Origin of the sequence: Arthrobacter sp. 35/47, assembly GCF_000520475.1 — a bacterium.
Lineage (GTDB): Bacteria > Actinomycetota > Actinomycetes > Actinomycetales > Micrococcaceae > Arthrobacter_D > Arthrobacter_D subterraneus.
This window is the reverse complement of sequence record NZ_KI914590.1, coordinates 50,030-65,041: the sequence shown is the minus strand read 5'-3', so window position 1 is coordinate 65,041 and position 15,012 is coordinate 50,030. Positions and strand designations below refer to the sequence as shown.

At 66.1% G+C, this 15,012-nt stretch carries 12 protein-coding genes; 8 read left to right on the top strand and 4 right to left on the bottom strand.

Annotation, left to right across the window (positions count from 1 at the left end; genetic code table 11):
* Nucleotides 1-40: 40 nt before the first annotated feature.
* The gene (gene pulA / locus X803_RS0106225) at nucleotides 41-3,109 is read right to left on the bottom strand and encodes a pullulanase-type alpha-1,6-glucosidase (RefSeq protein WP_026544469.1); all 3,069 of its coding nucleotides are present in this window, start codon (nucleotides 3,107-3,109) and stop codon (nucleotides 41-43) included.
* Between the two features lie 148 nt (nucleotides 3,110-3,257).
* Here pulA and X803_RS0106220 point away from each other — a divergent pair, with 148 nt between their 5' ends.
* From X803_RS0106220 to X803_RS0106195, 6 genes are all read left to right on the top strand, one after another.
* The gene (locus tag X803_RS0106220) at nucleotides 3,258-4,289 is read left to right on the top strand and encodes a LacI family DNA-binding transcriptional regulator (RefSeq protein WP_026544468.1); all 1,032 of its coding nucleotides are present in this window, start codon (nucleotides 3,258-3,260) and stop codon (nucleotides 4,287-4,289) included.
* A 29-nt stretch (nucleotides 4,290-4,318) separates the two neighbouring features.
* Complete coding sequence (locus X803_RS0106215; protein WP_026544467.1) at nucleotides 4,319-6,490, top strand: S9 family peptidase; 2,172 nt, start codon at nucleotides 4,319-4,321, stop codon at nucleotides 6,488-6,490.
* A 96-nt stretch (nucleotides 6,491-6,586) separates the two neighbouring features.
* The gene (locus X803_RS18205; protein WP_051470522.1) at nucleotides 6,587-7,075 is read left to right on the top strand and encodes a hotdog fold thioesterase; all 489 of its coding nucleotides are present in this window, start codon (nucleotides 6,587-6,589) and stop codon (nucleotides 7,073-7,075) included.
* The gene (paaK, locus tag X803_RS0106205) at nucleotides 7,072-8,403 is read left to right on the top strand and encodes a phenylacetate--CoA ligase PaaK (protein WP_026544466.1); all 1,332 of its coding nucleotides are present in this window, start codon (nucleotides 7,072-7,074) and stop codon (nucleotides 8,401-8,403) included. Before X803_RS18205 ends, paaK begins: the two co-directional genes overlap by 4 nt.
* 47 nt (nucleotides 8,404-8,450) lie before the next feature.
* Nucleotides 8,451-9,065, top strand: coding sequence for a TetR/AcrR family transcriptional regulator (locus X803_RS0106200; RefSeq protein WP_156929981.1), 615 nt, complete (start codon nucleotides 8,451-8,453; stop codon nucleotides 9,063-9,065).
* Nucleotides 9,066-9,117: 52 nt separating this feature from the next.
* Nucleotides 9,118-9,945: a DUF427 domain-containing protein gene (locus tag X803_RS0106195; RefSeq protein WP_026544464.1), complete on the top strand. Its 828-nt coding sequence runs from the start codon at nucleotides 9,118-9,120 to the stop codon at nucleotides 9,943-9,945.
* A 7-nt stretch (nucleotides 9,946-9,952) separates the two neighbouring features.
* Here X803_RS0106195 and paaZ read toward each other — a convergent pair whose 3' ends face one another.
* Nucleotides 9,953-12,037 carry a phenylacetic acid degradation bifunctional protein PaaZ gene (gene paaZ, locus X803_RS0106190; RefSeq protein ID WP_026544463.1) on the bottom strand — a complete coding sequence of 695 codons (2,085 nt, stop codon included), beginning with the start codon at nucleotides 12,035-12,037 and terminating at the stop codon, nucleotides 9,953-9,955.
* 167 nt (nucleotides 12,038-12,204) lie between these two features.
* On the opposite strand from paaZ, the gene X803_RS0106185 reads away from it, so the two are divergent.
* Nucleotides 12,205-12,555 (top strand): PaaI family thioesterase, encoded by a 351-nt coding sequence (locus X803_RS0106185; RefSeq protein WP_084033478.1) that lies wholly within the window; start codon nucleotides 12,205-12,207, stop codon nucleotides 12,553-12,555.
* A gap of 3 nt (nucleotides 12,556-12,558) precedes the next feature.
* Here X803_RS0106185 and X803_RS0106180 read toward each other — a convergent pair whose 3' ends face one another.
* Complete coding sequence (locus X803_RS0106180) at nucleotides 12,559-13,308, bottom strand: tyrosine-protein phosphatase (protein WP_051470521.1); 750 nt, start codon at nucleotides 13,306-13,308, stop codon at nucleotides 12,559-12,561.
* A gap of 74 nt (nucleotides 13,309-13,382) precedes the next feature.
* Here X803_RS0106180 and X803_RS0106175 point away from each other — a divergent pair, with 74 nt between their 5' ends.
* Nucleotides 13,383-14,204 (top strand): SGNH/GDSL hydrolase family protein, encoded by an 822-nt coding sequence (locus X803_RS0106175; RefSeq protein ID WP_026544460.1) that lies wholly within the window; start codon nucleotides 13,383-13,385, stop codon nucleotides 14,202-14,204.
* 79 nt (nucleotides 14,205-14,283) lie between these two features.
* Here X803_RS0106175 and X803_RS18200 read toward each other — a convergent pair.
* The coding region (locus X803_RS18200; protein ID WP_216699037.1) for an endonuclease/exonuclease/phosphatase family protein at nucleotides 14,284-15,012 on the bottom strand (729 nt) is incomplete at its 5' end.

Sequence of the window (15,012 nt, the reverse complement as noted above, 5' to 3'; positions counted from 1 at the left end):
GGTGCGCTGTTCCGGCCCTTCCTTGCCTGACAGTTACGGGCTACTTCGCCTCAAAGACGGCAACCGTCAGCGGCGGGACTGTGAAGCTGCCGGTCGCCGAATCAAACGAGGCGCCCTTCACCGCATCATCCGAACCATTCAACTGGACGGGATGCAGCCCGAAGGACTGTCCCACCGTTGCCTCGACCGTTTCCGTGACGGCGGCGTCAGAGGCATTGAAAACGACGACGACGCCGGTCCGCTCCCCATCGATGTCCGGTCCGGCGGTGTCATCAATGTGCATGACGATCACGCCTGAAGCCTGCTCCGGACCCCCGGTCGGGAACGACACCTTCTGCTGCACCAGTTCGGCGGTGCCGAGATGGAACAGCGGGGTGCTCTTCCGGATCTCCAGGAGCGCGAGGGCCTGCTCCCGGGCTGCTGCGATGTCCGCCGGCTCGGGCTTCAGTGCCGGGTCCGCCAGGAGAGGCGCCATGAACCCGTACTTGTCCGCGTTGTCCGCACGCGGCGGCAGTCCGCGGGCAAAGCCGTTCTCGGTACCGGTGTGGTCCAGAAGGTTGAACCAGTCGCCCGAGTCATAGCTGTTGCGGTCCAGGGACTTGCTGCGCAGCGCCTCTCCCCCGGCGTGCCAGAAGGACACGCCCTGGCCGAAGGCCGTGGTGCTGAGCGAGAGGGTCTGGAACCGGATGCGCTCGGCCATGGAGGTACCGGGGGCCAGCTTGAACGCGAGACTGTCGAAGAGGGTCTCGTTGTCGTGTGCCTCGACGTAGGTGACGGCCTCCTGCGGGTCTGCGGTGTAGCCGGCGGGGCTGCCGTTGTAGTCGACGTCCGCGCCGGTCACCTCGGCGCCCGTGCGGTCCACGAAGGTGTAGTCCCGCAGGTTTCCGGTCAGGCCCACCTTGATCTGGTCCTGGTTCAGCAACAGACGGGCGCGCTGCTCCTCAGGGGTGCCGTTGACCTCCGCACCGTTGGGCCGGGTCAGGAGACCGGAGCCGAATCCCTGCACGCGTGGATCCTCGTCGAAGGGCCCGCCGCCGCGCACTGCGTCGCGGAGCCTGTCGTTGAAGGTTCCGATGCCGGTGCCGGCCATGTTCGCCTGGGTGGCCTGCTCAAACCGGGCGTTGTCTGCCACCTCGCCGAAGTTCCATCCCTCGCCGTAGACGTAGATGCTCTTGCCATCCACACCGTCCCGCTCGAGCGTAAGTTCATCCAGGGCGGCCCGCACGTCGAGCAGGTTCTGCTTGCTGTGGTGTCCCATCAGGTCGAAGCGGAATCCGTCCAGCTTGTAGGTGCGCGCCAGGGTCACGATGGAGTCCACCATCAGCTTGCCCATCATGGCGTTCTCAGTGGCGGTGTTCGGGCAGCAGGTGGATGTCTCCACGGCGCCGCTGACCGGATTCAGCCGGTGGTAGTAGCCCGGGACAATGCGATCGAGGTTGTTGGTGGAGGCCTGGCCCGCACCGGCGGTGTGGTTGTAGACCACATCCTGGATGACCCGCAGGCCGGTGTTGTTCAGGCCAGCCACCATGTCGCGGAACTCCCGGATGCGGGTGGCGTCAGCCGGGTTGGTGGAGTAGGAGCCTTCCGGCGTCGTGTAGTGCAGTGGATCGTAGCCCCAGTTGAAGCCGTCCTTGCCTGCGATGGCGGAGACGCAGGCCTGCTGCTCCTCGCTGTCGGGCGCGAAGCTCTCCAGGTTGCACTGCGGTTCCGCCTGGGCGTCGCGGCGCTCTTCGATAGTGCCGATGTCATTGACCGGCAGGAGGTGGACGGCGTTCAGCCCCGCCGCAGCGAGGTCCGAGAGGCGGTTCATGCCGTCACTGCCGCTCTCGGCGAAGGCCGCATAGGTGCCGCGGCGCTCCTCAGGAACCGTGGTGTCGGCAATTGAGAAATCGCGGACGTGCAGTTCGTAGAGGGAAAGGTCTTCGGGCTTCTCCAGCGCGGGCTTTTCGAGTGTCTCCCAGCCCGCCGGAGCCAGCGCGGGGTCCATCAGGTTCACGATGAGGCTGCGCTCGGAATTGGTGGACAGGCCCACGCTGTAGGGGTCGGTGACGACGTTGCGCTCAACCTTCCCGGTTTCCGGCACGTACACCTCCACCTCGTAGAGGTAGTAGGCATCCGCCCAGCCTTTTTCACCGAGAAGCGACCAGACGCCGTCGTTCCCTTCCTTGAGGGGAACAGTGGCGAGGGCCTCTCCGCCGGATCCCTCACGGTAGACGTGGAGGTTGACCTGGCGCGCGGTGGGCGCCCAGAGGTCAAAGCGCGGGCGTGAGCCCTTCCAGCTCAGGCCCAGGCTGCGCTTCTGCGCGTTGGGGTACAGCGAGTCGAGAACGTTGGGGACCTGGAGGGCGGTCGCCTGCAGGACGGATCCGTCGGCGCCGACCTGGACTGCAAGCAGCTGCCCCTTCAACAGGTGCTTCGCCTGCTGTGCAGCCTTCTTCGGGAGAGTCAGCGAATCGAAGGCTGCCAGGTGCGGGAACCGGGCGGCGAGTTCGGGAGTCAGGGCGTCAGAGGTGCGCTCGAGCTCGATGTAATCACCGCCGGTGACCGCGCCGTCAAGAACTTCCAGACCGCCGTCGGGCGCGGAGTACAGGCGGTAGGAGGACCCCGCGGGCGCGTCGCTGAGGTCCCAGGCCAGGACGCCGGGGGCGAGCCAGTGCGCAGCCGCCCCGGAGACGAGGGATTCCGGAACATCGCTGGTGATCACGTGCGTGCCGTGGTTGTAGGTGAAGGTCACGGCCCCTCCCTGCGAAGTCAAGGCAATGTCACCCCCTCCCGCGGCGCCGCCGGCACCGTAGTTTTCGGCCCAGCTCCCGTTGAGCGCCGCCTTGTAAGCGTAATCTCCCGCCGGGACCTCGAAGGTTCCGCTGTACGTTCCGGGTGAGCCCTCCACCTCGGTCAGGGCGGTTGCGGGGCACTCGGGCTGCCAGTCTCCGGGGCAGCCCAGTTCGGACTGCAGGGAGCCGACGAGCGTGACCGTTGAGGGCGCCGGGCTGTGGTCGGCGAGCGCCGGGACCGGCACCAGGCTGACCAGCAGCGGCACGGCGAGGATGCCGGCGGCCAGTCCGGCGGAGCGCCGTCGGCTGTGGTGGGTGGGTGAAGGGATGGGCATGGATCCTCCTCGACGTGCTCCAGCGCACGTCCGATCTTGGTAGTAGGCCATCTCACCCTAGGAAGCCTGTTTGCACCCGGTCAAGGCTTTACAGAAAGTTTCATGAAAGTTTTCACTGTCCGTGCCGTCCGCCGGATAGCATGGACCTGTGACGCTTCCCCCACTGACCGACAAGCCGCGCCTCGAAGACGTTGCGCGGCGGGCCGGAGTCAGCGTGCCCACGGTGTCGCGCGTTCTCAACGGGCGCAGCGGCGCCTCCAGGGAAACCCGCCAGGCAGTCCTCACCGCCATGGATGACCTCGGGTATGAGCGTCCCGACCGCCTGTCGGGCCGGGCGAGGGGGCAGATCGGCATCGTGGTGCCGGACCTGGTGAACCCGATCTTCCCGGCCTTCGCCGGCGCCATCAGCGCGCTGGTTGCCCCCAATGACTACATCCCTGCCCTGTGCACGCTGCCGGGCGGAGGTGTCACCGAGGACGAGTACGTTTCCCTTCTGCTGGACCAGGGGGTGCGCGGACTGATCTTTGTATGTGCCGCCCACGCCGACGGCCGTGCAGGCGTGGAGCGCTACCACCGGCTGCGGGCACGCGGCATTCCCTTTGTACTGACCAACGGAACCCGCACTGAGGTGGACGCTCCGTCGATCGCCAACGATGACTCCATGGCAATCCAGACCGCTGTCCGCCATCTGGCATCCCTGGGCCACCGGAAGATCGGCTTCGCCACGGGGCCGGAGCACTTCATTCCGAGCCGCCGGAAAGCGGAAGGATTCCGGGCCGGGCTGAAACAGCAGCTTGGCGTGTCGGATCCGGCGCCGCACACCGCCGTCACCATGTTCAGCATCGAGGGTGGGCACAGCGCCGCCGTCGAGCTTCTGGATGCCGGCCACACCGGCATTGTCTGCGCGTCCGATGTCATGGCCCTCGGCGCCATCCGCGCCGCGCGTTCCCGGGGCCTGCGCGTCCCGGAGGACGTGTCCGTTGTGGGCTTCGATGACTCCCCGCTGATGGCCTTCACCGACCCGCCGCTGACCACCCTGCGGCAGCCGGTCACCGCCATGGCCGAGGCCGTGGTGCAGGCACTGCTCACGGAGCTGTCCGGTGAGCGCGTCAGCCGTACGGAGGTCCTTTTCGAATCGGACCTCATTGTCCGGGGCTCCACCGCAGCCGCTCCCGGCTGAACGTCGGCGCCCTCTGGCAGGATGGGTTCATGACTTCCACGCCCCCTGTTGCCAAGAAGGTTCCGACCGAGCGCACCCACCACGGCGACACCGTGATAGACCCGTACGAATGGCTGCGGACCAAGGACAGCCCCGAGGTGGTGGAGCACCTCAAGGCCGAGAACGCCTACACCGAGGCAGTGACGGCCGGGCAGGAGCAGCTGCGCCAGGACATCTTCAGCGAGATCAAGAACCGCACCCAGGAGACAGACCTCTCCGTCCCCGCGCGCAAGAAGGACTGGTGGTACTACTCGCGCACCGAAGAGGGCAAGCAGTACAGCATCCACTGCCGGGTGAAGGCGGAAGACACCGGCGATGTCGCCAGGGACTGGACCCCGCCGGAGGTGGTCCCGGGCCGTCCGGTTGACGGCGAGCAGGTTCTCCTTGACGGCAACCTCGAGGCAGAGGGCAAACCGTTTTTCTCCCTCGGCGGCCTCACCGTCAGCGAAGACGGCACCCTGCTGGCCTTCAGCGTGGACAACGCCGGCGATGAGCGCTTCAGCCTGCGGATCAAGGACCTCCGAACGGGTGAACTGCTCCCTGACGAGATCCCCAACGTTTTCTACGGCCTGGCCTTCTCGCCGGACGGGTCCCAGGTGTTCTACACAGTCGTCGATGACAGCTGGCGCCCCTACCAGGTGAAATCGCACCGGCTGGGCACCGCCGTCGAGGAGGACGCGCTGGTCTACCAGGAGGACGACGTCGCCATGTGGACCGGCTTCGATCTCTCCGCTGACCGCACACAGCTTCTCATCGGCATCGGCTGCTCGGAGTACAGCGAGTACCGGGTGCTGGATCTTGAGCGGCAGGACGCCGGGCTCACCACTCTGATCCCCCGCTCAGAACGCATCCTCTACGAAGCGGAGCCCCTCCGCGTCGATGGCCGGCTACATTACCTGCTCACCCACGACCGCGGGGCCAGGAACTCCATGGTCAGCCTTGTGGCCGCGGAGCAGTTCCAGCGCCCGCTTGCGGAGCAGGAGTGGATGACTGTGGTGAACCACGACGACGCCGTCCGCGTTCACGGTGCCACCGTCACCGCCACGCATGTCCTCGTATCAGTCCGCAAGGACACCACCATGCGCGTCCAGATCCTGCCGCGCGACGGCCTCGGGACGCCCCTCCAGCAGCCGCCGGTGGAGCCGGCCTTCGACGAGTCGCTTTACACGTGCAACCTCGCCGGAGCAGAGTTCGAATCCCCGGTGATCCGGCTGTCCTACGCCTCCTACTTCACCCCGCCACGGGTCTACGACTACCTGCTCGACGCCGGTGTTCTGAGCCTGCGCAAGGAGACGAAGGTGCGCGGTGGCTACCGGTCGGAGGACTACGTCGCTGAGCGGCAGTGGGCGGCAGCCGCGGACGGCACGCAGATTCCGTTGTCGGTGCTCCGGCGCCGGGACCTGCAGCAGGACGGCACCAACCCTGCGGTGATCTACGCCTACGGCAGCTACGAGATCAGCATGGATCCGGCGTTCTCCATTTCGCGGCTGTCGCTGCTGGACCGTGGAATTATCTTCGTCGTCGCTCACATCCGCGGCGGCGGCGAGATGGGCCGCACCTGGTACGAGGGCGGCAAGAAGCTCGCGAAAAAGAACACGTTCACGGACTTCGTGGACGCCACCACCCATATGGCCGAATCAGGGTGGGTGGACCCCAAGCGGGTTGCGGCGATCGGCGGTTCCGCCGGCGGCCTCCTGATGGGCGCGGTCGCCAACCTCGCTCCGGAAAAATACTGCGCCATTGTGGCGCAGGTTCCGTTCGTGGACGCCCTGACCACCATTCTGGATCCGGAGCTTCCGCTCTCAGCACTGGAGTGGGAGGAGTGGGGCAACCCCATCACGGACCCCGAGGTCTACCGGTACATGAAGGAGTACACCCCGTACGAGAACATCCGCGAGGCAGCGTATCCGCGCATCGCCGCGGTGACGAGTTTCAATGACACACGGGTTCTGTATGTGGAGCCGGCCAAATGGGTGGCCCGGCTCCGCGAGGTCACCACGGGCAGCGAACCGATTGTCCTCAAGACCGAAATGGACGGCGGGCACGGCGGCGCCAGCGGCCGGTACGAGCAGTGGAAGGACGTGGCCTGGGATTACGCGTTCGTTGCGGATGCGCTGGGTGCCACCCGGGTGCTTTCCCGGACCACCAGCGTCGCGGGGTAGTTTCCCGGACGCCACACTCCCTTCATCTGCTTGACAGTGGGGGTCCCTGAGGTATTACCTAATGAACGATCGGTAAATAAATCTCGAGAGGCCTCCATGAAGGACACTGACGTCCGCCCCGTGCACCCCATGCTGGAGAAGGACTACGCCTCGCAGTGGCTCGGCATCGAAGTGCTTCGCCTTGCGGACGGGCACGCCACCACCACCATGCTGGTCCGGGAGGAAATGCTCAACGGGTTCGGCATTGCCCACGGGGGAATGATCTTCGCTTTCGCTGACACCGCGTTTGCTCTCGCCTGCAATCCTGTCGGTGAGACCGGCACCATCACCGTTGCCTCCGGCGTCGACATCAATTTCCTGTCCTCCGCCATGCCCGGTGAGCAGCTTTTTGCGGTGGCTGAGAAAAGCGCGGGCGCGGGGCGCAGCGGAGTTCATGACATCACCATCACCGCGGCCGTGGAGGGCAGCGACCCCGACGGTGGACGCCTCGTCGCACTGTTCCGTGGCCGGTCACGTACGGTCCCCAACCGCCGTAACCAGAACCTGCCCCAGTCCGAAGACCTGTCCGGAAAGAGGAACCCATGAGCACCACCGCCATCAAGGCAACCCCCGCGGACGCATCAACCTGGGACCCCGAGGAGAGCTTCGACCGCGCACGCATTGAGGAACTTCAGCTTGAGCGCCTGCAGTGGACGGTGAAGTACGCCTACGAGAATGTCGATCTCTACCGGCGCAAGTTCGACGACGCCGGCGTCCACCCGACGGACCTGCGTGAGCTTTCGGATCTGGGAAAATTCCCCTACACCACCAAAGAGGACCTTCGCCAGACCTACCCGTTCGGGATGTTCGCGGTACCGCAGGAGCGGGTGGCACGTGTCCATGCGTCATCGGGAACCACGGGACGTCCCACCGTGGTCGGCTACACCTCCGGTGACCTGGACCGGTGGGCAACACTGGTTGCCCGATGCCTTCGCGCCAGCGGGGTGAAGAAGGGCCAGAAGGTCCACAACGCCTACGGCTACGGCCTGTTCACCGGCGGGCTGGGCGCACACGCAGGCGCTGAGAAACTCGGCTGCACCGTCATCCCCATCTCCGGCGGACAGACCGAACGCCAGGTCCAGCTCATCCAGGACTTCGAGCCGGACGCAATCCTCAGCACTCCGACCTACCTGCTCACCATTCTTGATGCGATGGTGGCGGCCGGAATCGACCCCCAGGGGACCTCGCTGAAGACGGCCGTCCTCGGCGCCGAGCCGTGGACCACCCAGATGCGGGCCGAACTCGAGCAGCGGATGGGATTCGATGCCTGCGACATCTATGGTCTGTCCGAGGTGATGGGCCCGGGCGTGGCCGGCGAATGCGTCGAGACGAAGGACGGCTCCCACATCTGGGAGGATCATTTCCGTCCGGAGATTATTGACCCCTTCACCGATGCAGTGCTCGACGACGGCCAGGCCGGGGAGCTCGTGTTCACTTCCCTGACCAAGGAAGCCCTGCCGATCATCCGCTACCGCACCCATGACCTCACCCGGCTGCTTCCGGGCACCGCGCGCCCGGGCATGCGGCGAATGGACCGGATCACGGGACGCAGCGATGACATGATCATCCTGCGCGGCGTGAACCTCTTCCCCACGCAAATCGAAGAGATTGCGCTGCGGATCCCCGCCCTGAGCCCGCATTTCCAGCTGGAGCTCACCCGTCCTGAGGGGCAGCGGATGGACCAGCTGACCATCCGGATCGAACCGCGCGAGGGCGTCAGCGCGGATGACGCCGAGGCGGCAGCATCGGAGCTCAGCAAGCAGATCAAGATCCACATTGGCTCAAGCTGCGCAGTGTCCGTGGTGGAGCCCGGATCCCTGACCCGCTCAAGCGGAAAGCTGAAGCGGATCTACGACCTGCGGCCGAAGGCGTAGCGCCGCGGCTGCGCGGCTTGCCGATCTGACCGAACGTTCATGCGAAAATGACTGGTATGCCCCCCTCTCAGGCTGCCAGCCGCCGTGGACGTCCCGGATATGACCAGCAGACCGTCCTCAATATCGCCGTCGACGTCTTCAACCGGCACGGCTACGAGGCCACGTCCATGGGCGTCCTTGCCGAGAACCTGGGCATCAGCAAATCGGCCATCTACCACCATGTGCCGTCGAAGGGCGACCTGCTGCGGCTCGCCCTGGACCATGCGCTCGGCGGGCTGGAAGCCGTACTGACCGATGCGGACGCGACGTCTGGGAAGGCCGACCAGCGGCTTGAGTATGTGCTCCGGGGAACCATCGCCGTCCTGACGGAGCGGCTCCCCTTTGTGACGCTGCTGCTGCGGCTGCGCGGCAATACGGAGGTTGAGCGCGAAGCCCTTGAACGCCGTCGTGCCTTTGACCACAAGGTTGCCTCCCTCGTGGAGGCGGCCAGGTCGGAAGGGTCCATCCGCAAGGACATTGACCCGCGGACCACCACCAGGCTGCTGTTCGGCACCATCAACTCGGTGGTCGAGTGGTACAAACCTGGCGGCCCACTGACCCCGCAGAAGCTTGCCGACGACGTAATCGCCATGGTCTTCGAGGGCCTCCACCATCATCCGTGAGCCGTGAGGCGGACGCCTTGACTGTCCGGCGGTCTGCGCGGACCCTGATCCTATGACTGCAAGGCTCTCCGACACCCTGCTGGGATTGATCTCCGACCTTCGTTACGAACCCACCTCCAAACGGGTTCGGGGTGACCTTGACGGCACCACGATCGTTGACACCCGCGGGGCCCTCCTTGTCTGGGAGCCAAAACGCGTCACCCCGATCTTCGCGGTTCCGGAGCAGGAGCTGCGGGCCCAGGTGACTCCCGCATCCGGGGAGGCAGGCGGTGAAGAGTACCCCATAGCCATCATGCTGGAAGGCCCGCCGGTCCTCGACCCGAGGACACCCTTCAGCCGGCACACCGCCACGGGCATTCCCCTGGACGTGAGCGTTGACGGGATGTCCCTGCAGGGCGCCGCCTTCCGTCCCGATGACGCGGCGCTCGCGGGCTACCTCCTGCTCGACTTCGAGGCGCTGCAGTGGCGTGAGGATGACGAACCAATCATCGGGCATCCGCGCGATCCGTTCCACCGCATCGATATCCGCCAGTCGTCCGACCAGGTCACAGTGCAGTATGAAGGCACCACACTGGCCGAGACATCACGGGCCGTACGGCTGTACGAGACGCTCCTGCCGCCCCGACTGTACATCCCGCCGTCGGACGTCCGGCTGGACATGCTGGAGCCAAGCGCTACGCGGACCGTTTGCCCGTACAAGGGTAAAGCCGCCTACTTCTCGTATCCCGGTTCGCCGAAGGGCAAGGACATCGCCTGGCAGTACGACTCCCGCTTCCTCGACGCCACGCAGATCCACGGCCTGGTGTGCTTCTTCGATGAACGGGTGGACGTCACGGTCAACGGCGTTGAGCAGGGGCGGCCTGTCACGCCCTGGGCTTAGCGCGCTCCTACTTCTCCACGAGGGTGAGCACGTCGTAGGTCGCCACGATCTCGTCATTCTGGTTGGTGAGTACGGCGTCCCAGGAAACCTCGCCGTACTCCTCATCCTCGCGCGGCGTGATGCGCTTGGCGGTGAGGGTCACACGGATGGAATCGCCCGCGGCAACCGGCGTGATGAACCGGAGGTTCTCGAGTCCGTAGTTCGCCAGCACGGGACCCGGAGCGGGCTCAACGAAGAGCCCGGCACCCCAGGAAAGCAGCAGGTATCCGTGCGCCACGATGCCGGGGAAGAACGGGTTGGCAGCAGCGGCTTCCTCGTTGGTGTGGGCGTAGAACGTGTCGCCCGTGCTGTTCGCGAATGCTGTGATGTCCCCAAGTGTCACCTGGCGGAGGTCGGACCGGACGGCGTCGCCGATCCGCAGGGTCGCGAGGTTCTTCCGGAACGGGTGCTCCTTATCGAAGTTGCGGTCGGCGCCGGTGTGCCACACGCCGGTCACGGCGGTCAGCATGTTCGGCGACCCCTGCAGGGCGGTGCGCTGCATGTGGTGCAGCACTGAACGGATGCCGCCGAGTTCCTCACCGCCGCCCGCGCGACCGGGCCCGCCGTGCACCAGGTGCGGTACCGGGGATCCGTGTCCGGTGGAGGACCGGGCATCCTCACGGTTCAGGACCAGAACGCGGCCGTGGTGGGCGGCGATGCCGGTCACCAACTCACGGGCAATCGCCGGGTCGTTTGTGCACACAGTCGCCACCAGCGACCCCTCCCCCATGGCGGCCAGACGGACGGCGTGGGCAACGTCGTCGTACCCCACCACCGATGCAACCGGGCCGAAGGCCTCCACCGTGTGAAGCTCCACCGCGTCAGCGTTCTCCCAGGTCAGGAGGACCGGGGCCATGAACGCGCCGCCCTCAGCGACGTCCACGGTTCCGTCCGCCTGCGTCACGCGAGGGGAATCGAGGGTGCCGTAGGCCAGCTCACCGCCGGCCGCGATCATCGACTCGACGGCGGCGCGGACATCGCGCAGCTGGTCCACCGAAGCGAGCGCGCCCATGGTGACGCCCTCGGCGCGCGGGTCGCCGAGCGTGACGCGCTGTTCAATGCGTTCGCGGGCGGCAGCAACGACGTCGTTCACCAGGGCCTTGGGAACGAGGGTTCGGCGGATGCTGGTGCACTTCTGGCCGGCCTTGACGGTCATCTCCGTCACCAGGGACTTGATGAACGCGTCGAATTCCGGGGTGCCGGGAACGGCGTCCTCGCCGAGGATGGCGGCGTTGAGCGAGTCGGTTTCGGAGGAGAAACGGACGCCGCCGGTGGTCACGTTCTTGTGGGACTTCAGCCTGTTCGCGGTGGACGCCGACCCGGTGAAGAGGACCATGTCGCGGTAGTCGAGGGTGTCCAGAATGTCCCGCGCCGGCCCGGAAATGAGCTGCAGGGAACCGGTGGGAAGAATGTTGGACTCGATGATGAGCTTCACGACGGCGGCCGTCACGTAACCGGTCGGCGTCGCGGGCTTCACGATGGTGGGCACGCCGGCCAGGAATGCGGGCGCCAGCTTCTCCAGCATGCCCCACACGGGGAAGTTGAACGCGTTGATCTGCACGGCCACGCCCGGGATGCGGGTGTAGATGTGTTCGCCGATGAAGGACCCGTCCTTTGACAGCACCTCGACGGGCCCGTCAATGACCACCTGCGAGTTCGGCAGTTCACGGCGGCCCTTGGAGCCGAAGGTGAACAGCACGCCGATGCCGCCGTCGATGTCCACCATCGAGTCGACCTTCGTGGCGCCGGTCCGGGCGGACAGCTCGTAGAGGTGCTCGCGCTGCCCGTTCAGGAACTGGGCGAGAGCCTTCAGCTTCAGCGCCCGCTGATGGAAGGTAAAGTTGCCAAGCTCGCTCTGGCCTGTGGTGCGGGCGTAACTGACGACGTCGGCAGTATCCAGCCCGCTGGTGCTCACCATGGCAAGCAGCTCTCCGGTACTGGCATCCCGTACTTCGGTGGCGTTGTCCGCGGACACCGCGTGCTGGTCGGGGGTCCACCAGGCGTCATGGATGAAGCTGGGGACAATGTCCACGCTGAGGGCGGTCGAAGTCATCGTTGACCTTTCGCGTTAGGGAGCTGCAGAAACGGGGCAAACATTACTGAACGGACGTTCGGTAATATATCCAGAGTACATGAACACGCAATCCCGCCACACCCCACAAGGAGCCCCAAGTGACCGGCGAACCCTGGCAGATTACCCTCGGCGAACTCGACGAAAAGATGGGCGTGCAAATTCTTGAACAGTCCGTGGAGCGGGTGGTCGCAACCATGCCGGTCGAGGGGAACCGCCAGTCATTCGGCCTGCTGCACGGCGGCGCGTCCCTGGCGGTGGGCGAGGCCGTGGGATCCTGGGCGGCCGTCATTCACGCCAGCACGCTGGGCAAGACCGCGGTGGGCGTGGACGTCTCGGCGACGCACCACAAGTCGGCCCGCAACGGGACCATCACCATCACGGCCACCCCCATCCATCTGGGCCGCACCCTCACCACCCATGAGGTACTGATCACCAACGACGACGGCGGCCGCCTCTGCACCCTGCGCATCACCAACCTGCTGCTCGAGAAGAAATAGCCCTCAGTCGGTCAGTCGGCGCCGGACTGCGTCGATCTCCTGCCTGGACAACCCGGCGTTCCGGAGGTAGCCCTCGGCGTCGAATCCCTCCAGCAGCTCCAGCAGGTGACGGCGTGTGGCAGCGATCCACTCGTGCAGCTGCTCGGGCGACTTCGGGGTTTCGTGCGGCCGCTCCTGCCTGAGGTGGTGCTCATTGATCCCGTGCACAGCCAGCGCGTAGTCATCGGCGATGGCCTCATGCGGAACGTCCGCCAGCGCCAGCAGCACCGCCGTCACCAGCCCGGTCCGGTCCCGTCCCGCAGAACAGTGCACGACGACGGCGCCTTCAGACTCCGCGATCACCCGGACCACCCGTGCAACCTTCCCGGGCCAGCGGCGAAGGTTCTCCCGGTAGTACTCCGGTGAACTGAGGTACGGACCGACGAGCTGCATGAATTCCTGATCGGACTGGTCTTCCGTAGGACAGTTCACCACCCGGAAGCGGTCCAGCACCGCGCTGTTCACCACGGGATCGGACTCGCGCCGGCCGCGCTCCCCCGGGTTTCGCAGGTCCACAACGGTGCGGACGCCGTCGTCGTACGCCTGCTGCCACCCGGCGTCGGTGAGCCATTCATGGCGGCCCATCCGGTAGAGCCGGCCCGGCCGGATGGAGGGGCTGACGCCGCCCAGATCGCGCGCGTTGACTGCGCCGTCCCAGGACACCGTCCGACTGATGCCCGCCCGCCGCACCTGCTCCAGGTCGATCCACGCCATGCCCGAAGCGTAGCAAGCGACGAACACGCCGTGAGCCCCTATCCGGTCCGGGGTATCGCGAGTATGTTGAGGCGATGAAACTCCTCCGCCTTGCCGCCGGCGCTCTCATGACCGCTGGGCTGATTGTCCCCGCTTCGGCCTCCGTCGCCGCTCCCCCTGCGCCGCTCGCTTACGTCGCTGTGGGCGATTCCTACGCCGCCGGTTTTGGTGCCGGCTCCTATGTCGATGCCTGCGGCCAGTCGCCGCTGGGGCTTCCCGGCCTGCTGGACGCGCGCAAGCAGATCCAGCTGACCTTCAGCGCTGCTTGTTCGGGTGCCCGGGCCGCGGACATCCCAGGCCGCGTGCCGGATGTCCCTGAGCAGGTGGGCGGCCTTGCCGCGACCGGCGTCCTCGGTCCGCAGACGGACCTCGTGACGGTCACTGCGGGCGGCAACGACGTCGACTTCGGCGGCATTGTCCGCGACTGCGCAACACCGGCTCTCGCCGTCTGTCAGGATGCCGTTAACCTCGCTGTGTCTGACGCCGGGACAACCGTGGCCGCGGACCTGGATGCCCTCTACGCCCAGCTGGCGGGCGCGGCACCGAACGCACAGGTCATCGTCACCGGCTACCCTCACCTGTTCTCGCCTGAGTTCGGGAACGCGCCGCTGCTTTCCCTTGAAGCACAGGAACTGTTCAATGCCGGCACTGATGCGCTCAACGAGGTAATCGAGGACCGCGCGGAAGCCGCGGGGTTCGATTTCGTGGACGTGACCAAGCGGTTCGACAAGCACGGTATCGGTTCCCCGGAGCCCTGGATCACGTTCACGGGCTTCACGGCGATTGACGATCTGCACCCCACCGCGAAGGGGTACCAGTCCGGCTACCTCCCGGAGGTCCGCAAGGCCATCGACTAACCCACCCCTCCCAGGAGAAGTTTTTGTCGCCGTTCTGCTGTTCTGAGCCAGGAATAACAGCAGAACGGCGACAAAAACTTCAGTTGATGGTGATGATTGCCTGCACCGGCGTGTGGTCCGAGGGCCACGCGCCGTCGTAGCGCGTGGTGTTGATGCCCATCTCCACCACCGTGACGCCCTCATTCACCATCAGCCAGTCAATCCGTTTCCGCCCCTGCTTCGGCGCACGGTAGTGCGGGAACGTCCCCCACAGCTCGGTCAGCCGGTCCTGCGCCGCATCCCACGCGTCCGCAAGCACATCGCCGTTGGTCAGCGCCTCGTAGGGCTGCGAGGCGGCACCGGTATTGAAGTCACCCATCACGACGACGGCGCCCTCCGTACCCGCGACCAGGGACCTGATTGCCTCTGCCGAAAGCTGGCGCGACTTCCGGGACATGTGGTCGAGGTGCGTGTTGACCGCCGTGAGCTCCTTGCGGGTGTCGCGGTCCCGGAAGCGGGCGGTCACCACGATGCGCGGGATGAGATTGCCCCAGTCGTTGGACCCGGGCGTGTCAGGGGTATTGGACAGGGCGTCCTGGTCCCACTCCAGCAGCTGCAACCGGTCAGCGTCATAGACGATCGGACATTGTTCGCCGCCGCCGTCGGCGTTCCGTCCGCGGCCGATACTGCTGTAGTGCCCGCCCAGCCCCTCAATGATTGCCGGCAGCTGGTCGGGCAGGGCTTCCTGGACTCCGAGGATGGTTGGCTGCTCGGACGCGAGCAGGCGGCGGACCAGCGGTTCCCGCCGGCCCCAGAAGTCATGGCTCCA